Annotated in this window: 16 protein-coding genes and 1 pseudogene; 13 read left to right on the top strand and 4 right to left on the bottom strand. The window is 39.6% G+C overall.

Annotation, left to right across the window (positions count from 1 at the left end):
• Positions 1-10 precede the first annotated feature (10 nt).
• From NYE65_RS20795 to mutL, 7 genes are all read left to right on the top strand, one after another.
• Positions 11-385, top strand: a complete 375-nt coding sequence (locus NYE65_RS20795; protein WP_340861548.1) for a hypothetical protein — start codon at positions 11-13, stop codon at positions 383-385.
• 244 nt (positions 386-629) lie between these two features.
• Positions 630-1,670 (top strand): L-threonine 3-dehydrogenase, encoded by a 1,041-nt coding sequence (gene tdh, locus NYE65_RS20800; protein WP_340862159.1) that lies wholly within the window; start codon positions 630-632, stop codon positions 1,668-1,670.
• Between the two features lie 342 nt (positions 1,671-2,012).
• Positions 2,013-3,557 (top strand): tRNA (N6-isopentenyl adenosine(37)-C2)-methylthiotransferase MiaB, encoded by a 1,545-nt coding sequence (gene miaB / locus NYE65_RS20805; RefSeq protein WP_340861549.1) that lies wholly within the window; start codon positions 2,013-2,015, stop codon positions 3,555-3,557.
• A 1-nt stretch (position 3,558) separates the two neighbouring features.
• Positions 3,559-3,987 (top strand): RicAFT regulatory complex protein RicA family protein, encoded by a 429-nt coding sequence (locus NYE65_RS20810; protein ID WP_034313499.1) that lies wholly within the window; start codon positions 3,559-3,561, stop codon positions 3,985-3,987.
• Between the two features lie 213 nt (positions 3,988-4,200).
• Complete coding sequence (locus tag NYE65_RS20815; protein WP_057278378.1) at positions 4,201-4,740, top strand: outer spore coat protein CotE; 540 nt, start codon at positions 4,201-4,203, stop codon at positions 4,738-4,740.
• Between the two features lie 217 nt (positions 4,741-4,957).
• Positions 4,958-7,582: a DNA mismatch repair protein MutS gene (mutS, locus tag NYE65_RS20820; RefSeq protein WP_340861550.1), complete on the top strand. Its 2,625-nt coding sequence runs from the start codon at positions 4,958-4,960 to the stop codon at positions 7,580-7,582.
• Positions 7,583-7,604: 22 nt separating this feature from the next.
• Positions 7,605-9,545, top strand: coding sequence for a DNA mismatch repair endonuclease MutL (mutL, locus tag NYE65_RS20825; protein ID WP_098184632.1), 1,941 nt, complete (start codon positions 7,605-7,607; stop codon positions 9,543-9,545).
• A gap of 613 nt (positions 9,546-10,158) precedes the next feature.
• Here the strand turns inward: mutL and NYE65_RS20830 are convergent.
• The gene (locus tag NYE65_RS20830; RefSeq protein ID WP_340861551.1) at positions 10,159-10,818 is read right to left on the bottom strand and encodes a cupin domain-containing protein; all 660 of its coding nucleotides are present in this window, start codon (positions 10,816-10,818) and stop codon (positions 10,159-10,161) included.
• Between the two features lie 332 nt (positions 10,819-11,150).
• Between NYE65_RS20830 and NYE65_RS20835 the strand changes: the two genes are divergently transcribed.
• From NYE65_RS20835 to NYE65_RS20850, 4 genes and pseudogenes are all read left to right on the top strand, one after another.
• The gene (locus NYE65_RS20835) at positions 11,151-13,043 is read left to right on the top strand and encodes an OPT family oligopeptide transporter (protein WP_063576869.1); all 1,893 of its coding nucleotides are present in this window, start codon (positions 11,151-11,153) and stop codon (positions 13,041-13,043) included.
• Entirely contained in the window at positions 13,033-13,398 is a 366-nt protein-coding gene (locus tag NYE65_RS20840; RefSeq protein ID WP_340861552.1) for a PqqD family protein, read from the top strand. Before NYE65_RS20835 ends, NYE65_RS20840 begins: the two co-directional genes overlap by 11 nt.
• Before the next feature lie 217 nt (positions 13,399-13,615).
• A pseudogene (locus tag NYE65_RS20845) lies at positions 13,616-14,373 on the top strand (SDR family NAD(P)-dependent oxidoreductase).
• Positions 14,374-14,501: 128 nt separating this feature from the next.
• Positions 14,502-15,110 (top strand): methyltransferase, encoded by a 609-nt coding sequence (locus NYE65_RS20850; RefSeq protein ID WP_340861553.1) that lies wholly within the window; start codon positions 14,502-14,504, stop codon positions 15,108-15,110.
• A 186-nt stretch (positions 15,111-15,296) separates the two neighbouring features.
• Here the strand turns inward: NYE65_RS20850 and NYE65_RS20855 are convergent, their stop codons facing one another.
• The gene (locus tag NYE65_RS20855) at positions 15,297-15,965 is read right to left on the bottom strand and encodes a hypothetical protein (RefSeq protein ID WP_340861554.1); all 669 of its coding nucleotides are present in this window, start codon (positions 15,963-15,965) and stop codon (positions 15,297-15,299) included.
• A gap of 486 nt (positions 15,966-16,451) precedes the next feature.
• Between NYE65_RS20855 and NYE65_RS20860 the strand changes: the two genes are divergently transcribed.
• Positions 16,452-17,186 (top strand): alpha/beta fold hydrolase, encoded by a 735-nt coding sequence (locus NYE65_RS20860; protein ID WP_340861555.1) that lies wholly within the window; start codon positions 16,452-16,454, stop codon positions 17,184-17,186.
• A gap of 564 nt (positions 17,187-17,750) precedes the next feature.
• Here NYE65_RS20860 and asnB read toward each other — a convergent pair.
• Together asnB and NYE65_RS20870 are read right to left on the bottom strand one after the other, a co-directional pair.
• Positions 17,751-19,634, bottom strand: coding sequence for an asparagine synthase (glutamine-hydrolyzing) (gene asnB, locus NYE65_RS20865; protein ID WP_340861556.1), 1,884 nt, complete (start codon positions 19,632-19,634; stop codon positions 17,751-17,753).
• A gap of 396 nt (positions 19,635-20,030) precedes the next feature.
• A complete protein-coding gene (locus tag NYE65_RS20870) occupies positions 20,031-20,747 on the bottom strand; it encodes a GntR family transcriptional regulator (protein ID WP_063596531.1) in 717 nt (238 codons plus the stop codon).
• A 280-nt stretch (positions 20,748-21,027) separates the two neighbouring features.
• On the opposite strand from NYE65_RS20870, the gene NYE65_RS20875 reads away from it, so the two are divergent.
• The gene (locus tag NYE65_RS20875; protein ID WP_048684685.1) at positions 21,028-21,336 is read left to right on the top strand and encodes a PTS sugar transporter subunit IIB; all 309 of its coding nucleotides are present in this window, start codon (positions 21,028-21,030) and stop codon (positions 21,334-21,336) included.
• Positions 21,337-21,340: the final 4 nt, after the last annotated feature.

Consider the following 21,340-nt stretch of genomic DNA (forward strand, 5'->3'; position numbering starts at 1 on the left):
AACCTTTTTTATGACTAAATGGAAAGCTCAAGTAGAGAGAATCACTATACTCTCTAAATTAGAATCCGAAGAAATTGCAACGATTCCTTCTACGACAACAATTGTGATGGCGGTCCCGATCGCGATCCCGATCACGGTCCCGATCACGCCTATTGCAGCCCCTCACAGCACGACAAAAATCGTCTGCGATTCTATCGTTATTTCTGTCCCGATCGCGGTCCCGATTATGGTCCCGATCATGGTCCCGATCATGGTCCCGATCGCGCCTATTACAGCCCCTTACAGCACGACAAAAATCGTCTGCGATTCTGTCGTTATCTCTGTCCCGATCGCGGTCCCGATCGCGGTCCCGATCATGATGATCATGATTATTGCATCCACATGACATATAAGTCACTCCTTCATTGTTTTTGTTTTTTGCTGTACAAGATATCTTATTCGAGAGCGGACAAGATGCTATAGAAACATGACCCATTTAACAAAAATGTACGAATGCCTAAAAATCATCATTATTAATGTGAAAAGGCCGGTACAAAAGTGATTATGGTATTTTTGTGATTGATTTTTCATATCTTTACATATTAAGGTAGATGAAAAAGCACAGCCCTATTTCAGGGGGAATGTACATGTTGAGAGGTAAAATGAAAGCGATCGTCAAACATCACCGAGGTTATGGGGCACAATTACTAGTTGTCGATATACCGGACATTCGTGATGACGAGGTCTTGATTCGAGTGAAGATGACCTCGATATGCGGAACGGATATTCATATTTTCACCTGGGATGAATGGTCACAAGGAAGGGTGAGCCCGCCATACGTATTTGGGCACGAATTTGCAGGGGAAGTAATCGAGATAGGAGCAAGTGTCAGTAATGTTTCAGTTGGTGATTGTGTATCTGCCGAAACACATATAGTTTGCGGTACATGCAGGCAATGCTTAACCGGACAATTCCATATCTGTAAAAAAACAAACATTATCGGTGTGGATAAACAAGGGTGCTTTGCAGAGTACATAGCTCTGCCAGCCAAGAATTTATGGAAAAATCCAAGTAATATGCCACTCGATATAGCTACCATCCAAGAACCGATGGGGAATGCCGTCCATTCAGTGCTAGCTGGCGAGGTGCTGGGTAAAACGGTGGCAATAATCGGTTGTGGTCCAATTGGGCTTATGGCGATTGCTGTAGCAAAGGCCGCAGGTGCTGATAAAGTAATCGCTCTTGATATTAATGATTATCGACTTCAGCTAGCCAAAAAGATGGGTGCCACACACCTCATTCATTCAATGAATCAGGATCCAGTGGAAATCACGAAAAGCATTACAAGTGGGGACGGGGTGGATGTTGTTTGTGAAATGAGCGGGAATCCAGCAGCTATCCAACAAGGGTTCAAGATGGCGACCAATGGTGGAAGAATATCCATTCTAAGTCTGCCTTCTAAGCCCGTCACGATTAATATAACAGAGGATATCGTATTCAAGGGTCTTACTGTCCAAGGGATAACTGGAAGGAAGATGTTTTCAACCTGGCAACAGGTTTCAAGTCTGCTTGAAAGTGGCAAGGTTGATGTAAAACCAATGATTACCCATCGGTTCTCACTCAGTGATTTTGAAAAGGGATTTGAACTGATGATCAAAGGCCAGTGTGGTAAGGTTCTCCTTTTACCTTGAACACCTAAAAAGGTGGAAATTGCATGCTCTGCATTTGAAAAATCATGAAAGGGGAAAGCGTCATCCAAAAATGATAAGAAGAGGCTAAATTCGTCATAGCCTCTTCTTTCATGTTCTTATTTTCAATATTTGTGAAAAATTTCTTACAATTGAAGAAGCCACGACAGAATGATTGTTTCTTGCTGTTAAAAGCTTTATACTATGATAATGTGGATATATCACACTTAATAGCTAATATTTACTGGAAATTCTTAAAAAGGAATCCGTATAAATCCATTTGATGATAGGTCTTGGAATAGTTGGTGAAAGAAATAAACTAACTATTTTGAAAGGAGATTAACTATGAACGAGAAACAACGATTAGAATCACAACAAGTACAGGCTGAGAATCCAGCGGACAAAAAATCCGAAAAGGACTTCAGTAAGTACTTTCAAGCCGTTTATATTCCGCCTTCCTTAAAGGATGCGAAAAAGCGGGGAAAAGAAGAAGTAGAATATCATGATGACTTTGCCATTCCTGAAGGTTTCCGCGGAATGGGAGAAGGTAAAAAGTTTTACATTCGCACTTTTGGCTGTCAAATGAACGAACATGATACAGAAGTCATGGCGGGCATCTTTATGGCACTTGGTTATCAGGCGACAGACTCGGTGGATGATGCTAACGTCATTTTACTTAACACTTGTGCGATTCGGGAAGGCGCAGAGAATAAAGTGTTCGGTGAATTGGGGCATTTGAAATCATTGAAATTGGAAAAGCCGGATCTACTGCTTGGGGTTTGCGGCTGTATGTCACAAGAGGAGACAGTTGTAAAGCGGATTCTAGAGAAGCACCATTTTGTAGATATGATTTTCGGAACGCATAACATCCACCGCCTGCCGCAAATTCTTAATGAAGCTTATCTTTCCAAGGAAATGGTCATTGAGGTTTGGTCTAAAGAAGGTGATGTAATCGAGAACCTTCCGAAAGTGCGTAAAGGAAAAACCAAGGCATGGGTCAATATCATGTATGGCTGCGATAAGTTTTGTACATACTGCATCGTACCGTATACGAGAGGGAAAGAAAGAAGCCGCAGGCCTGGAGATATCATCCAGGAAGTCCGTCATTTAGCGGCACAGGGTTACAAGGAAATAACCCTGCTTGGACAGAATGTGAATGCTTACGGTAAAGATTTTACGGATATCGATTATCGTTTCGGCGATTTGATGGATGAAATCCGCAAAATCGACATTCCGCGTATTCGTTTTACGACAAGCCATCCCCGTGATTTTGATGATCATTTGATTGAAGTACTGGCTAAAGGCGGAAATCTCGTTGACCATATCCATCTTCCAGTTCAATCGGGAAGTACGGAAACACTTAAAATCATGGCCCGTAAGTATACACGCGAACAATATTTAGAGCTAGTTAAAAAAATAAAGGAAGCTATCCCAAGTGCATCGCTAACCACGGACATCATTGTAGGCTATCCGAATGAAAAGGAAGAGCACTTTGAAGAAACGATGTCATTATACCGTGAAGTTGGTTTCGATGCAGCATATACTTACATCTATTCACCACGTGAGGGAACACCGGCTGCGAAAATGCAGGATAATGTACCGATGGAAGTGAAAAAGGAACGTCTGCAACGCTTGAATGCCCTTGTAAATGAAACGTGCGCATTGAAAATGAAAGAGTATGATGGACAGATTGTTGAAGTGCTCGTTGAAGGCGAAAGCAAGAAGAATGCGGAAGTATTAGCAGGTTATACAACGAAAAATAAGCTCGTGAACTTCAAAGGACCAAAATCCGCTATTGGCAAAATCGTAAAAGTGAAAATCACCGGAACGAAAACATGGTCATTAAATGGGGATATGGTTGAAGAAGCAACGGCGATTGAGGTGGAGTAATATGACTAAATATACTAAAGATGACATTCTGAATAAAGCGGCCGAGCTTGCTGAAATGATCGCCAGCACGGAAGAAGTCGATTTCTTTAAACGGGCAGAAGCTCACATCAATGAAAATCAAAAAATCCGTGAAATGATCGCCAGCATCAAGAGTTTGCAAAAACAGGCTGTAAACTTCCAACATTACGGCAAAGAGAAAGCATACAGCCAAGTGCAGGCCAAAATTGATGCACTGGAAAAACAATTGGATGAACTTCCGATCGTGCAAGAATTCAAACAATCCCAAGTGGATGTAAATGATCTTTTACAAATGGTCTCATCACAGGTATCGAATAAGGTGACGGACCTGATTATTGAATCAACCGAAGGCGATGTCCTTCGCGGTGAGACAGGTTCACAGGTACAAGCAGGCGGCGGAAGCTGTTCATGAATATTAAAAAAGCCCTTCTGGTTTCAGAAGGGCTTTTTTAATATGCGGAAATCCTTATACAGTGCCCATTCGTGACACATATCCCAAAACATGCGCATAAAATAACCTAGGTTTAAAACATTACAGCAGTTTTCAAACAATTAAAATTCTACGCACAATAGACTTTTACCACGCATAGGATGAATGGAAACTGTATGAGGAGGGTTCGCTAGCATGTCACAATATAGAGAGATAATTACTAAAGCGGTGGTGGCAAAAGGACGTAAATTCACAAAGTCCTCTCACACCATTTGCCCGGCTCATCATCCTTCTAGCATTCTAGGTTGTTGGATCATCAACCATAAATACGATGCAAAGAAAGTCGGCAAAAAGGTAGAAATTCACGGCAGCTACGAAATCAACGTCTGGTATTCTTATAACCATAATTCGAAGACGGAAGTTGTAACTGAAAAAGTGCAATATACCGACGTTATTTCGCTGAAATACCGTGATCCCGATTATCTTGATGACCATGAAATCGCTGCAAAAGCTGTCCAACAGCCGAATTGTTTAGAAGCATGCATCTCCCCATGTGGACAAAAAATCATTGTCCATGTGGAAAGGGAATTCTTTGTGGAAGTCGTCGGCGAAACGAAAATTTGTGTCGCTGTAAGTCCAGATGGCCGCTGTGAGGATGACTGGGGCTCTGATTTCGATGATGAGGATTTCGAAGATTTAGATCCGGATTTCCTTGATGAATTCGAAGACGAATAGATTATAGAAATTAATACCGGATGACATTCCCTTCATCCGGTTTTATTTAATTTGAAGCGGGACAAGCCCCTATGGCTTTGCAGATACAGTTAGCTTACAATGTAAAGGATAATTGATTTACCATGCAATTTCGAATACAGGCCATGTTGCATTTTCGTATGTTATAATGAAGGACATAAATGTGTAATAGATTTTAGTTTGGAAAGGTTTTGAAGGAATGGCTGGATATACTCCAATGATACAGCAATATTTAAAAATTAAGGCAGAGTATCAGGATGCCTTTTTATTTTTTCGTTTAGGCGATTTTTATGAAATGTTTTTTGACGATGCACTGAATGCATCACAAGAGCTCGAAATCACATTAACGAGCCGAGAAGGCGGTAGTGAAGAGCGAATTCCGATGTGCGGCATTCCGTATCACTCGGCTGCTAATTATATTGATATATTGATAGAAAAAGGTTTTAAAGTAGCTATTTGTGAACAAACCGAAGATCCGAAGCAAGCCAAAGGTGTGGTACGCAGGGAAGTTGTCCAGCTGATTACCCCGGGAACGAAAATGGATAGTAAGGGTCTTCGTGAAAAGGAAAATAATTATATTGCCACCATCACTTATTTTACGGATGGTCAGTTTGGCTTTGGATACAATGATTTATCGACAGGGGAAAATAAGGTTACATTGATTGAGAGTTTCGAGGAAGTTCTGAATGAATTTGCCATCCTTGGTGCGAGTGAAGTGGTCATTGCCGAGGATTTCAATGAAGAATGGAAAAAAATGCTTCAAGAACGGGGCGCAGCCGCTCTATCCCTAGAGAGTAATTTGGTCCAAAGCGAGTCATTCGCTCCATTGCTTCATTTGTTAAAAGACCAGAAACTGGCGACAACGACCTCACGTTTATTGAATTATCTATACCGTACCCAAAAACGCAGCCTGGATCATTTACAGCCAGTGCTTGCATATGAAACATCACAATATATGAAAATTGATTATTTTAGCAAACGTAATTTGGAGTTAACTGAAACCATTCGTTCCAAAGGTAAAAAAGGCTCATTACTATGGCTGCTTGATGAAACAAAAACAGCCATGGGCGGAAGGATGTTGAAGCAATGGATTGATAGACCGCTCATAAATAAAAAACAGATCGAGCGGAGACAAAGCCTTGTTGAAACCCTGAAAAATCAATACTTCGAACGACAAGACTTACGTGAACGCCTGAAGGAAGTGTACGACTTGGAGCGGCTTGCCGGAAGGGTGGCCTTCGGGAATGTAAACGCTCGGGACTTGATTCAACTGAAACGTTCCTTGCAACAGGTGCCGGTCATTCGTGAAATCGTGAAGTCAATGGCTTCCAATCAGGATATTTCAATCCTGGCCGATAAATTGGATCCTTGTGAAGAAGTGACGGATTTACTTGAAACGGCGCTTGTAGAAAACCCTCCATTGTCCGTGAAGGAAGGGAATATCATTCAGGATGGTTTCCATAAGGAGCTGGATACATACAGGGATGCCAGCAGAAACGGGAAAACTTGGATTGCACAGCTTGAACGCGAAGAGCGGGAACGCACCGGGATCAAATCCTTGAAAATCGGATATAATCGTGTATTTGGCTATTACATTGAAGTCACACGAGCAAATTTGCATCTGCTTGAAGAAGGCCGTTATGAACGGAAGCAGACTTTAACGAATGCCGAACGTTATATCACACCTGAATTGAAAGAAAAGGAAGCTTTGATTTTACAAGCAGAAGAAAAAAGCATCAGTTTGGAGTATGACTTATTCCTCAATCTTCGTGAAGAGGTCAAAAGCTATATCCCTCGCTTACAGGATTTGGCGAAAGGCGTTAGTGAACTGGATGTCCTGCAGTGCTTTGCGACGATTAGTGAAGAACGCCATTATGTGAAGCCTGTCTTTTCCGATGATCGAAGAATCGTACTGAAGGAAGGCAGGCATCCAGTGGTCGAGAAAGTCCTTCAATCACAGGAATATGTCCCCAATGACTGCTTTATGGATGGAGATCGGGAGTTACTCTTGATCACAGGGCCCAATATGTCGGGTAAAAGTACGTATATGCGTCAAATAGCGCTAACATCGATTTTAGCGCAAATTGGATGCTTCGTATCCGCAAGTATAGCTGAATTACCTATTTTTGATAAGGTATTTACCAGGATTGGCGCGGCAGATGATTTGATTTCCGGTCAAAGTACATTCATGGTCGAGATGCTTGAAGCAAGAAATGCCATCATGAATGCGACAGAAAACAGTTTGATATTATTTGATGAAATAGGCCGGGGAACATCAACTTATGATGGGATGGCGCTTGCTCAGGCCATCATTGAATATATTCATGAGGAAATTGGGGCAAAGACACTCTTTTCGACTCATTATCACGAATTGACTGTATTGGCAACGGAACTCCCAAAATTGAAAAATATCCATGTAAGTGCCATTGAGCAAAATGGAAATGTCGTTTTCCTTCATAAAATTAAAGAAGGGCCAGCAGATAAAAGCTATGGAATTCATGTGGCTAAGCTTGCTGATTTACCGGAGCAGTTAATAGATCGGGCGGCTGCTATTTTAGCCAAGCTAGAGAATGAAAATGGACAGGCAAAGGCGATTCCTGAACAGCCTGCTGCTGAAAAAGCATCTATTGCCGAAGCTGCCCCTGTGACATCCGTCAATGAGGCACAGCTTTCCTTCTTTGGAGAAGAAGCTCCTAAAGGAAGGGTGAATTCTTCACCAAAGGAAAAAAAGGTGCTGGATGACATAAAATCACTGGATATCCTTGAAATGACGCCGCTTGAGGCAATGAATACCCTTTATAAATTACAAAAGAAACTTAAATGAGAATTAAAGCGAGGCGATAAAAATGGGAAAAATCATACAGCTTGATGAGGCTTTATCTAATAAAATCGCAGCTGGCGAAGTTGTTGAACGCCCAGCCTCAGTCGTTAAGGAACTTGTGGAAAACGCAATAGATGCAAACAGTACCATTATAGAGATTGAATTGGTGGAGGCTGGACTTGGTTCCATTCGGATCGTGGATAATGGCGATGGGATTTTACCTGATGACATAGAAGCGGCATTTAAACGTCACGCCACTAGTAAAATTAAAGATGAAAATGATCTCTTCCGAATCCGAACACTTGGCTTCCGCGGTGAAGCCATGCCCAGTATTGCTTCAGTTTCCCGTTTTGAAATGAAAAGCAGCACTGGCGAAGGGGTAGGAACGCGCATACTTCTTGAAGGAGGCTTGGTTAAGGAACTTGAGGCTTCATCCAGCCGTAAAGGAACGGATATCCTGGTTTCCGACTTGTTTTTTAATACCCCTGCACGGTTGAAATATATGAAAACCATTCATACCGAGCTAGGAAATATTACGGATGTCGCTAACAGGCTCGCACTTTCACATCCGGATGTTTCTATACGGTTAACACACAATGAGAAGCGTATCCTCCATACGAATGGTAACGGTGATGTCAGGCAGGTGCTGGCGGCAATCTATGGTACGAATATTGCCAAAAAGATGATTCCGGTTCAGGCAAGCTCCTTGGATTTCAAATTATCCGGATATATCGTCATGCCCGAGATCACCCGGGCGTCAAGGAATTACATTTCAACCATGATAAACGGGCGCTTCATTAAAAACTATGCACTCGTGAAAGCAATCCTGGATGGGTATCATACACTTCTTCCAATTGGGCGTTTTCCAATCGCTTTGCTGAATATCGAAATGGATCCGATTCTTGTCGATGTCAATGTACATCCATCCAAAATGGAGGTAAGACTCAGCAAGGAACAGGAATTGTACAGTCTTGTATCGGAAACGATTAAATCTTCGTTTAAAAAGATGTCTCTAATACCAAGTGGATATACACCAGCAGCAAAGCCGGAACAGGTGAAAAGTGAGCAAACCACTCTGGAATTGGACCATGTTGTGGAAAGCGGCAAGCGGGTCCTGGAAGAAGCCAAGAAAGAAGCTTCCCTCTTGAAGGATACCTTGATTCGGGAAAAGCAGGAACAAAAGAATTACGTGGATCATAATGAAGATTTCAATCTTGAACCAATAAAGGAAATAATCTATAGCACTGAACAGCAGCAAATGGAAGATGTCTATGTACCGGTCTTACAAGATGATGAAAGCAAATCATATTTCGAGTCAGCTGAAAAGTTTACAACCTACACAGTCGAACAAGAGGAGGAAATCGAGGCGAATGAACCGGAAAGTCGCATCCCTCCGATGTACCCGATTGGGCAAATGCATGGAACATATATTTTCGCCCAAAACGAAAAGGGCTTGTATATCATAGACCAGCATGCTGCCCAGGAACGGATCAAATACGAATACTTTAAAGAAAAAGTCGGTCGGGTTGAAAACGAGCTACAGGATATGCTGGTCCCCATCACCCTTGAATTTTCAACGGACCAATGTATCCGGATAAATGAATATCGGAATGAGTTGGAAAAAGTCGGCGTATTTTTAGAGGAGTTTGGCTATAATGCCTATATTGTCCGATCGCATCCACAATGGTTCCCTAAAGGAATTGAACAGGAAATCCTTGAGGAAATGATAGAACAATTGCTATCGATGAAAAAGGTCGACATCAAAAAATTGCGCGAAGAAGCAGCCATCATGATGAGCTGTAAAGCCTCCATAAAGGCAAATCGTCATCTGCGCAATGATGAAATCCAAGCACTACTGGATGAACTGAGGCGGACAACAGATCCCTTCACATGCCCTCATGGAAGACCTATCATCATCTCATATTCCATATATGAAATGGAAAAAATGTTCAAACGGATCATGTAATTAAAAGCGATGGAGAACCCTTATGTAATGGGGTTCTCCATTGCTTTTTAGTTAAATGACCACAAAATGACCACATTTATTGGTCCATGCTCTTTATTCCTAGAGCTTTTGAAAAGTTTTCTGCTGAAGATCCTGATTTGAATGTCCTAATCTTTCTGATACCACTTTGGAATTTTCTCCAATCTCCAACATTACAGTTGCAATTTTATGGAATTGGATTGAACACTTTGATATCTGTAGGTACCTTTATATAAGAAAAGCTCTGAGCCAACCGCAAAATTGAAATGAATCGTCTGTTGTTATAGATGGGGGATCAATTTGAGAATCTCTTATATTATAAGAAGAAACTCGGTAGAATATATAATGAAATTTGTATCCAAGAGTGTTTCGGTTTTTAAAATACCCTTACACCGCATTGGGTGCCCACCATAATGAAAGATGTTGCGAAAGTAAATGAATTCGGCTTGTTAAACAGGTCATGTAATTAAAAGCAATGGAGAATCCTGATGTAATGGGGTTCCCCATTGCCTTTTTCGATTCTGATTTATTAGACAACATCCATGAAAGGGGTATAGGACATGGACAGGGTTAATCAAGTTCACGACACTTATCTTCAATAATAATAATAATAATAAGGGGGATTGGGCTGATATTGATAGTTGTAATCCGGGGCAGTATACATTTGGTTATCATGGTGATTAATATATTGAGGATATTGCTGTATGTCTTCTTCGGCCGCTCGATGGCAGTTGGCTGGCGGACCGATGAATGTTGATGGCTGAACTGGTGCAATTGCTTTTTTCCATTGGTTTTCATCCATGCAATAAGTATGAGCCATAATATTTGCAGGCGTCAATTTCAAGATATCTGAACCGAGGATCACCTCAGGTGTTGGTGCATTAAAAATGGCGAGCAAGTGGGTATTATCAGCATTAGCCACTTCATAATGCCACCAACCTTGTGGGACGTTGGCTACTTGACCGGGTTTAATGGGGTAATTTTGAATTTGCTTTGTAAATGGATTCAGTAAGGAAACGGTTGCCGCTCCAGAAATGCAATACACTAACTCCGCTGCATTTTGGTGATAATGCGGTTCTACGACATTGTCTGTACTTAGGTAAATATCTAATAATGAAACATTTTCGAGGGTATTTAATTGTTTAACACCTAATGCATTAATATAGTTTTGATTGTCTTTTTTCATGAAATTGCTTTTATTGACATCGAAAAAGAATTGTGTGGATGGTGAAGTATAGTCCATATAGGAGACCATGAATTTATCATTCCTTTTTTAAGACTTGGTTTTTCAGGATATGTTAAATCTCATTCTAATGTGCACTAACCCAGTGGTTATGTGTCTATCGAGGTGATAAGGGTTGCTGATGATACTTTCATTGAATGAATGATAGACAGTGACTTCGGGTAACGTATTAGTCATGGTTATTATATCAATATTATTTTATATATTTTATATCCGAAACTACTAATCTGATTATTGGATATAATCAAACTTTTAATAAGCAGAATTTCCCCATTGCGTGACTTTAAATTACAGTGATATAATGTTCTCTGTGATTTTAAAGTTTAACATAGGAAGTGGCTAAATTGTCGAACAATTCAAAAGAGAGTAAATTCGTCCCGTACGTTTCTGCATCTAAATCTCTACCGGAATTGACTGCAACTGCAATCATTCTAGGGATCATTCTTGCAATCGTATTCGGGGCGGCAAATGCATACTTAGGCCTACTTATTGGTTTAACTGTCTCTGCTTCTATACCCGCGGCGGTAATTTCAATGGCCATATTAAGAGGGGTTTTTCGCAGGGATTCAATATTAGAAAACAATATTGTGCAAACGATGACCACGGCAGGTGAGGCTATTGGTGCCGGTGCTGTATTTACCATTCCGGCATTATTCATGTGGGACATGGACGTGAGTCAAGCATTCATCATTTTCGTAGTATTAACTGGGGGATTTTTAGGGGTCTTCATGATGGTTCCCCTTCGCCAGCTTTTGATTGTAAGGGAGCATGAAACATTACCTTATCCAGAAGGTACGGCATGTGCCGAGGTCCTGAAGTCAGGAGAAAAGGGCGGTACAAGCGCCAAGCTAATCGGAGCCGGTTTGGTAATTGGCGGTGTTGTTAAAGGGCTTGGTGATGGATTTAAGCTTTTCAAGACAGAGGTTGAAACAGGGATCACGAATTTTAAAAATGCAGTGGTTGGTCTTGATGCCTTTCCTTCCCTTTTGGGTGTAGGGTACATTATTGGACCGCGTGTTGCAGGACAAATGCTAGGTGGGGGTTTATTAGCCTGGGTCGTTTTAATACCGGCCATCAGCTTTTTTGGCGGAAATAATGGGACAGCCATTTTCCCTTCTGATGTACCGATCGGTGAATTGGATGCATGGGGAATTTGGGATAATTATATTCGCTATATTGGTGCTGGTGCCGTTGCAACGGGCGGATTGATCACTTTGATCAAAACATTACCAATACTTTTCAGTTCAGTTATTGATACTCTTAAAGGCGTAAAAGCCAATAAAGGACAACTAAAATCGGGTTCTATCCGTACAGAACAAGACATACCGGCTAAATACGTTTGGTTGGGTACGATCATCTTAATTTTAATCATTGCTTTCACACCTATAACAGATGTAGGAATCATCGGTGCGATTGCAATCGCGATTTTTGGATTTTTATTCGTGACAGTGGCTTCAAGGGTTGTTGGAATCGTCGGAAGTTCGTCTTCCCCTGTTTCTGGAATGACGATCGCCACTCTATTGATTGTTGCGATTGTCTATAAGGCAACTGGTTTTACTGGTACGACTGGAATGGTAGCCGCTTTAACCGTCGCTGCAATCATTTGTACAGCGCTTGCGGTTTCAGGTGATGTTTCTCAGGATCTAAAAACAGGATATATCGTCGGCGGAACACCATGGAAACAACAAGTTGCCATGATGATCGGTGTTGTTGCGTCCGCTTCTGTCATTGGTTTTATCCTGGTTCTTATGGATAACGCATATACGATGGGTTCTGCAGAACTGCCTGCACCTAAAGCGGCACTTATGAAAATACTTGCCGAAGGTGTTTTAGGGGGAGATTTACCTTGGACTCTGATCTTTATCGGTGCGGCTATTTCCATTACATTAGAGTTTTTCGGTTTGAATTCACTTGTTGTTGCAGTGGGCATTTACTTGCCGGTTCATACAAGTGCCCCAATCATGATCGGTGGATTTATTCGATTCTTCGTTGAGTTCTTCTCGAAAACAAAAGAAGCGCTTAAAGCACGGGTTGACAGAGGTGTATTATTTGCCTCTGGTTTAATAGCGGGTGAATCATTGATTGGTGTTCTTATTGCCATATTGATCGCAGCAGGTGTCCAAGTTCCGGCTGCGGCTAAATTAGCCAGCAATTTGCTGCCATTCTTATTATTCCTTGCTCTAGCTGGATTGCTTTGGTTCGTATCCAGCAAAGGGAAAAAAGAAGATGCTTCGTAAACGCCAATCAAAAAAGAGGAACCTGTTAACCATGGTTCCCCTTTTGGAAAGTCGCGTCACTATGGTGCAAGAATCTTCGGAAGCAACTTTTTTGGTCATTCAAAGGACCAATTTTGTGGAAATAATGACCATTCGTTTCTTAAAACAGCCATCAGTCCGTAAAATCAAGCTTGATAAGTTTGGAGCATATGCCATTAAACAGATGGAGTTCCAAAGGAATGTAAATCAGATCTCTGAAGCGATGAGTGAACATTTTGGTGAGGAAGCGGAACCAGCCTTACCGAGGTTGATGAAATTCCTGGAAATTCTAGAGGTTCATGATTGGATCATATGGGATGATGAAGAAGAAAAATGAAAAAAAGCTGAAGCACTTCTGGGTGCTTCAGCTTTTTTCTGTATTGATACAAAATTTACCACATCTGCATTTTATGAAATTAGACTATAGGTATAATTATTTTTAATAACTTTATATGCGTTGTATTCTTGTACTGTTAGTCATGATTAATAAAGTAAAACTATTCACATTTTGAAGCGCAGGTGGTTTATCACGGGGAGAGTACAAGGTAAAGTTAGTGACAGGTGGAGCTTCAGGCATTGGGTTATCCATATCCCCACTAATGGCTAAAGAAAGCGCAAAAATCGTGATTGCTGTTTTTAATGAAGCAGGAGCAAAAGAAGCGGCCGAAAACATTAAAAAACAAGGTGGGGAAGCAGCTGGAGTATTTTTGGATGCTGGACAAGCAGACTCCATACAGGCAGCAATCGACTTTACCATTGAACAATATGGAACGGTTACGGTACTCGTTAATAATGTGGGTTTAACCAACCTGCATAAAGATTTGGATGTCGTGAACTTAGATTTGGAAGAATGGGGTCGACTTATGGACGTGAATTTAAAAAGTGTGCTATTGAGAAGCAGGTTTGCGATTCCTCACATGATTAAAGCTGGAAGAGGTTTAATTATCAATACGGCCTCAATGGCCGGATTTACAGGTGACTCCGTACGATCCGCATATGGTGCGTCCAAGCGGGTGTAGTGAATTTGACTCGTTATATCGCTGCACAGTATGGTAAAGATCATATTCGTTGTAATGGAGTGGCACCAGGTCTCATTTTAACTCCTGCAGCGAAAAATAATATGCCTCAGGCCGTACTCGATATTTTTGGCGAATTCAATGCATTGCCATATCATGGTGAAGGGGATGATATCGGTTATACCGTGCTATTCCTTGCATCTGACGAGTCCAAATTCATTACAGGTCAGAGGATCCAAGTGGAAGGCGGTCATCATATAGCCAACCCAAGCATCTCTGATTTAATGATTATGTAACGAGAGCAAAATCCAATTAATTGTCTGGACATTCATATAACAAAACATTACCCTGGATAAGATCAACGCCCGGGGTTTTTAGTTAGAACGCCCTTTATTAAAAAAACATGAAGCAGGTGCATATAACAATGGAAGTAAAAAATTATGATGAAATGCTGAACATCAGGACGGAAGGTGAACAAAAAAAATTCAATGATTCTTTGCATTATCATCGATATGAACCTACGCCATACAGCGCATTAGAACATTTATTTAAAGAATATCCACTGAAAAGAAATGATCGCATTGTGGATTTTGGATGCGGTAAAGGACGCTTGAATTTTTTGATCCATCACTTCTATCAATCATCTGTGGTTGGCGTGGAAATGAATGAAAATTTCTATAAAGAAGCGATCGAGAATCTGAATGGCTACATGAAAAAAAGGAAAAACGACAATAACGATATAGAATTCCACTGTTGCTTGGCAGAAGAATATGATATTGATACGCAAGACAATCATTTTTATTTCTTTAATCCGTTCTCGGTACAGATTTTCATGAAAATCATCAATAACATTTTGCTGTCCTTTGAAAAAGAACCTCGCCAAATCAAACTGATATTATATTATGCTTCACAGGATTACATTTTTTTCCTCGAAAATCAAACTGCCTTCGAGCTGAAAAAAGAAGTGATATTACCTGGCTTTACTGAATCTAATCCTTTTGAGAAATTCGTCATATACCAATTGTTATATTGAATGGATATTGTTTTTTCGGTGATAAAAACACCCAAGCAATCTTTAATGGATGCTTGGGTGCAAAGAGTGAAGCCAATAAAGGCGCTTAATTTAAAGCGGATTGTAAAATCCTTATTACTTTTTTTTGCATGCTCCTATTCCATTTTTTATCTTTTAATTTTATGCCCTTTTATTTCTAAGGATGAATCACTTTGTATATGGAGAGCGAGGTTCTAGTTTATAGTTTGTAAGCCATAGTGAACATAAAAAAATTAATTCAAATGCATTGATAACAGCCGAACTTTCTATGGGAATAGGAATGGCACTTCCAACTATCATGACTATAACCCCTAAAAGCATCCAAATCCATCGTGTTCTTATAAATATGTAGATACTAATCACAAATAATATAAAGGTGACAATAAGCACCATTAAAGGTGGGCCGCCCGAAGATTCCTCACTAACATATCTTAAAACTCCATACTCGTAGATTGGTACAAATGTCTTATGCATATTTTCAATAAATTCATATATGATAAGCCCAGCTGTAAGGAAAAGGAAAAAGTAGGGTGCTATCGTTTTTTTTGTAAAAGGAATATGTATCCTTTTTGCCATTCCCCATCCAAACAAGATCAATGTGGGAGTGATAAATCCATGACTCCAGAAACGTAATGCATTTAATGACTTTAACAAAGGGCCATCACCAATGAACTTTCCCGAGGCAATAATTAAGTTATCCACGATAAGCCCGAAAGTAACTAGAAGAAGAAAGCTTGAATACGAAAAGAGTTTGCGATCCTGTCGAAGTAACGCCATTCCCATGATAAAAAGAATCATATAAACGATTGAATAACAAAAATATAAAATAGTATCCAACTACATCACCCCCTATATTGTTTTTTCCGTACTATAATAGAACAAAACATAAAAGTGCCCTTTTAATATAATTTTAGTTTAATGTTAAATTGTTCAAGAAAGATTGTAAATACCTATATCAGTGAATATAATGGGTAGGTTTTATATGTGGTTTTTATAAAGTATCAAAGGTCTACATAAGAAACTTTATATTTAAACAAGGATGGAAGCATTGCATCAAAAATGCCCATAAATAGCGATATTACTGTTAAGCAGCCATTGAAATACGTGGTAACCAGCTTCTTTCGCGCCTTGATTCTTTTTTAGATTAAGTAGAGATGACTTATCCGTCTACATGAGGAAAATGACATAAGCTATTCAAAAGAGAAGGAAGTTAGACGTAATGTTCGTTTTATATAGCCCATAAGGAAATGAAGAGCAATACCAGTATCTATGTGCGTTAGTAAAAGTACTTAGAAATAAATTTTAGGGATAGTGAGGTATAAAATGAAAAAAGTCATTAAATATATTCTCGTTAGTATATTTGCATTAATGATTATCGCTTTCGGCGGCTTTTACATATGGTCAGAGCAAACATTCAAACCATCAGATGAATTGTATACGTTAGTTGGAAAGGGGAATATAACAAAAGAAAATGGGTTTGTCACATTTGAACCAACAAAAACTAAGAAAGTGGGCATTGTCCTGTATCCAGGTGCCAAGGTTGAGCCGGAAGCATACGCATATTATGCAAAAGAATTATCAAAAGAGGGATATACAGTCGTTATCCCAAATGTGAGGTTCAATTTCGCTTTGTTTGATAAAAATAAAGCGATGGAAGCTAAAGATACATATCCAGAAGTGGAGAAATGGTATGTTGCTGGACACTCGTTAGGAGGAGTAGCCGCCTCCGCATATGCTTATGAAAATCCAAAAGAGGTGGAAGGGATTATACTCCTCGGTTCATATCCCAGTGACTCGAATGACTTTTCAAAAATGAAAGTTCCTATGCTATCGTTATATGCAGAACATGATGGGCTATCTACAGTAGAGAAGATTATGAAGACAAAGCACTTACTATCTAAAGAGGCAAACATGCATAAGATAGCGGGAGGAAACCACGGTCAATTTGGTGTATATGGAAAGCAAAAGGGAGATAATGAAGCGACTATCTCAGCTAAGAAACAACAAGAAGAGATGATAGCTGTCACAAAAAAATGGCTTAATCAGAACGGGGATTAAGTAAATTCATCAACGATTACAACAGTTTGTACTTTTGCAATTAGTGGTGCCATAAATCATACAGCCTTTACTGCTGTGTGTACGAGTAATTATAGTGAATTTGCATCAATTCGGGAATCGAGAATTATTCAACGAACTATTCTTGAAGTTACCGTCTTACAGAGAGGATGGAGAATTCCCACACAGCCCTTTTTAGCCTACCCATCAGGGATTGCTCCACTTTTATCGATTTTCCGTTGTTATGTAATGATGGATAACAAGAGGTATGCCCTCTCTTCTTTGACTTAGAGACGGAATGGAGGGGTTCAGCAAATTTCAGCTAAAATAAATCTTTTGAACGTTTGTCCTTTCGTTTGTTCTTCACTATTTTATTCGTCGCAGAAATAATGCGTAGGTTAATTGGGATAATCTTAGATACGGCAATTCTCCTAATCTCTTTTTACTTAATCACCCTTAATAATCGGGATTGCATCGAAAAACTGATGATAAAAAAGTAAATATTGAAAACACCCAAGCGATCTTTCATAGATGCTTGGGTGCAAAGAGTGATGCCGATAAAGATGTTTAATATAAAGCGGATTGTAAATTCTTTTGGGGCTCATATCGTTTTTCTATATAAATTTGATGCCAAGTCATAAACGTCAAAATGGTCCAGAGCTTCCGGCTGTTGTCCGCTTTATTATTTACATGGTTTTCAAGTAATTCTATAATTTGCGCTTTATTAAAAAGGTAGTCAGTCGGGCTTTCCTGGATTAACCTTACTGCCCAATCGTATAACTCATCCTTCAGCCAATGTCGTATCGGAACAGGAAAGCCTAGCTTTTTTCTGCTCCATACATGTTCCGGCACTATCCCGCGGGCAGCTTTTCGGAGCATGTATTTGGTCGTTCCATTTCTCACTTTTTGATCCATATTAAGTTTTGAAGCCGTATTGAAAACGCATTTATCCAAAAAGGGAACTCTCACCTCTAACGAATTCGCCATGGACATTTTATCTGCCTTCCATAAAATATCACCTTTTAGCCAAGTTTGAATATCAATGTTTTGCATTTGGGTTATAGGATCATACCCTAAAGAACTTGAATAGATGGGATTTGTCACTTTTTCATTTTCTAGTCCGTTGAGATAATTCACAAGTAGTCGTTTTTTCTCTTTCTCGCCGAATATGTTTGCGTTCCCGATATATCGGTTTTCTAAAGGTGTCACTCCACGCTCTATAAAACTCTTTCCTCTAACACCTTCTGGCAAAACAGAGGAAATCGCCTTCAACACTTTGTTCAATGGTGTTGGAAAATAGGAAAACATTCGCAGGGAATGGGGCTCCCGGTATATATTATATCCGCCGAATAACTCATCTGCCCCTTCACCGGACAAAGCGACCTTGACGTGTTTTTTAGCTTCCCGGGCGACAAAATATAGTGGAACGGAAGCGGGGTCCGCTAAAGGGTCATCCATATGCCAGATGATTTTCGGCAGTTCCGCCAAGAATTCTTCAGGACTAATGATATAACTTATATTTTCTACATTCAGTGCGGCTGCTGTTTCCTGTGCAACGTTTATTTCACTATATCCATCTCTTTCGAACCCAACAGAAAAAGTTTTGATCTTAGGGTTAATCTCTTTTGCGATGGAGCAGATAAATGATGAATCAATCCCGCCCGATAAAAAAGATCCAACTGGAACATCACTTCTCATATGGACGTTTACGGAATCCAACAGAGTGTCTTGTATTTCTTTTAGGACCTTTGAATCGTCTATATTGGAAGGGTGAAAAATAGGTTTCCAGAACCTTTTTATATCCATTTTCTTTCCTGGTTCTTTAGTGAAGTAATGTCCAGGTAATAACTTTTCAATATTCTTGGATAGGGTCGATGGTTCGGGAACATATTGAAAACTGAGAAAATGCTGTAATGAATTCACATTTAGCTCGTCATTCATGGCTGTCAAAATACTCTTTTTTTCTGATGCAAAATAAGTAACATCATCTTGCTCACAATAGAAAAAAGGCTTGATTCCAAAGTGGTCCCTTGCACCAAAAAGCTTTAGCTCGATTTTATCCCAAATGACAAAAGAGAACATGCCTCGCAATTTCTGGACAGTTTGCTCTTTTTGGCTACTAAAGAGGGCCAATATTACTTCCGTATCAGAATCTGTCGTAAACTCAAACCCTTCATCAATGAGTTCTTTTCTTAGTTCAATATAATTATAGATTTCGCCATTGAAAATGATCCAATATCTTTCATTTTCATATGAAAGGGGTTGGTTTCCATTATCTATATCGATTATGCTTAATCTCCTAAATCCAAAATTCACAAATTCATCAAAGAAATATCCTTCATCATCCGGCCCCCTATGGGTAATGATCGTGTTCATCTTCTGAATCGTTTCTTTCATATTTGAATTTATGGCTTTCGGATATTCGTGAATACATCCAACAAAACCGCACATAAAATCCACCTGCCTAATTAATTAATAGTAAGAGATTTCCTAATATCTTTTATTAATATTTTCAAAAAATAGGTACAAAGTTGAATGCCAATGTAAATAGAATGGAATCTCCTAGTCTTCTAGATTAGGTGATTATGATATATTTGTCAATTTTACTCATAAAATGAATGTATTTGTAATTGTGTAAAAATGTATAAGATGCGCAACGAAAAGAGGCAATCGTTATGATTGCCTCTAAAAGAAAAATAAGTTTGCATGCAGTTTTATTAAAAAAACGTTCCAGTTGATTGGAGGTGGGCCCTGGTGTGGAATTCAACGTTCCAATCTTACAAACACTAAAAAAATCGAGTTTGTCTACAACAATGATGCCTTAATTAATAAGGCATCCGTCTTATTTCAATAGTTCCGCTCGATGACAAAGTGAGCACGATCGCCTCTAAAGAGAGTTTTAGAGAATTCAATGACCGATCCGTCATTCTCATATGTGTAAGTTTCCAATGAAAAACAAGGTGAGCCGTTCGGTACGTCCAATTTGTCAGAAATGGAATCGTCGGCAAGTGAAAACTCCAAGTGCTCGACCGTTTTTTTTACTTTTAAATTGAATTGTGTCTCAAGTACTTTAAAGAGTGATTTTTCACAGGCTTCGATATTAAGCCCGGGTGTTTTATACCAGGGGAGAAAGGCAATTTCATATTGAAGGGGGATATCGTTTACGTAACGTATCCGTTCCAGTTTATTTACGGGGTCTCCAATATTTTGTTTGAAAAGCTTGGCAAGGGTAGCGTTTGCTTCAATCACCTTTAAGCTAATGACCTTTGTAGAAGGGTTTTTTCCTTGCATCGTGACTTGCTCAGAGAACTTTTCAACCGTGCTTGAAAGAAATTGCTTCACTTTATTTTCCGAAACGAAAGTCCCTTTGCCCTGAACACGGTAGATGTAGCCTTCGACGTTCAATTGCTGTAAGGCCGTGCGAACTGTTGTCCTGCTTACTCCGTATATTTTACAAAATTCTGCCTCAGTCGGTAATTTTGTATTTGTTTGATATTCGCCATTTTTTATGAGATCGATAATTGATTCCTTAACTATGGAATGCAATGCCGCTTCTTTATTCATGGTCTCCACAGTGATTCCTCCTATGCTCATTCCCAATATATACATATAGATTATCTCGGATAAGTTCAATAATCAACTTTAATTCAAAAATTTGTAGTAACAAATTAAAAATTGTGTTGATATTTTCCCAATTTGTAACTACAATGTATGTATGGAGGCAATAATACCCATTTCATCCAAGGGAAGTGATAAAAAAGTAACATCGGTTATTTATAAGAAAACGGTTTCAACTCACTTGAAAATACTGAATAATCAATCATTAAAAAGGGGGGTAATTTCAATGAATATCTTATTATGTTGTTCTGCAGGGATGTCTACTAGCTTATTAGTTACCAAGATGGAGGAAAGTGCTAAAAAACAAGGGGTAGAGTGTCATATATGGGCAGTTGGTTCTACAGAAGTTAACAATGAAATAGATAAGGCCGATGTTATTTTATTAGGTCCGCAGGTTAGATATCTTCTTTCCAAGCTACAGGAAGCGGGGAAAGAAAAGGGAATACCTGTCGCAACCATCAATCCGATGTTCTATGGACTATGTAATGGTGAAGAAGTGCTAAAACAAGCCACTACTTTAATAAAAGGAGAATAAGGAT

This window comes from Peribacillus sp. FSL R5-0717 (assembly GCF_038002945.1).
Taxonomy (GTDB): domain Bacteria; phylum Bacillota; class Bacilli; order Bacillales; family DSM-1321; genus Peribacillus; species Peribacillus frigoritolerans.

What these genes read in the sequence shown, in the direction of transcription:
- NYE65_RS20870 (WP_063596531.1), bottom strand. Translation starts at nt 20,747, where the DNA reads ATGAATAAAGAAGCGGCATTGCATTCCATAGTTAAGGAATCAATTATC.
- NYE65_RS20860 (WP_340861555.1), top strand. Translation starts at nt 16,452, where the DNA reads ATGAAAAAAGTCATTAAATATATTCTCGTTAGTATATTTGCATTAATG.
- NYE65_RS20850 (WP_340861553.1), top strand. Translation starts at nt 14,502, where the DNA reads ATGGAAGTAAAAAATTATGATGAAATGCTGAACATCAGGACGGAAGGT.
- mutS (WP_340861550.1), top strand. Translation starts at nt 4,958, where the DNA reads ATGGCTGGATATACTCCAATGATACAGCAATATTTAAAAATTAAGGCA.
- NYE65_RS20840 (WP_340861552.1), top strand. Translation starts at nt 13,033, where the DNA reads ATGCTTCGTAAACGCCAATCAAAAAAGAGGAACCTGTTAACCATGGTT.
- asnB (WP_340861556.1), bottom strand. Translation starts at nt 19,634, where the DNA reads ATGTGCGGTTTTGTTGGATGTATTCACGAATATCCGAAAGCCATAAAT.
- NYE65_RS20810 (WP_034313499.1), top strand. Translation starts at nt 3,559, where the DNA reads ATGACTAAATATACTAAAGATGACATTCTGAATAAAGCGGCCGAGCTT.
- NYE65_RS20815 (WP_057278378.1), top strand. Translation starts at nt 4,201, where the DNA reads ATGTCACAATATAGAGAGATAATTACTAAAGCGGTGGTGGCAAAAGGA.
- NYE65_RS20795 (WP_340861548.1), top strand. Translation starts at nt 11, where the DNA reads ATGACTAAATGGAAAGCTCAAGTAGAGAGAATCACTATACTCTCTAAA.
- miaB (WP_340861549.1), top strand. Translation starts at nt 2,013, where the DNA reads ATGAACGAGAAACAACGATTAGAATCACAACAAGTACAGGCTGAGAAT.
- NYE65_RS20875 (WP_048684685.1), top strand. Translation starts at nt 21,028, where the DNA reads ATGAATATCTTATTATGTTGTTCTGCAGGGATGTCTACTAGCTTATTA.
- mutL (WP_098184632.1), top strand. Translation starts at nt 7,605, where the DNA reads ATGGGAAAAATCATACAGCTTGATGAGGCTTTATCTAATAAAATCGCA.
- NYE65_RS20830 (WP_340861551.1), bottom strand. Translation starts at nt 10,818, where the DNA reads ATGGTCTCCTATATGGACTATACTTCACCATCCACACAATTCTTTTTC.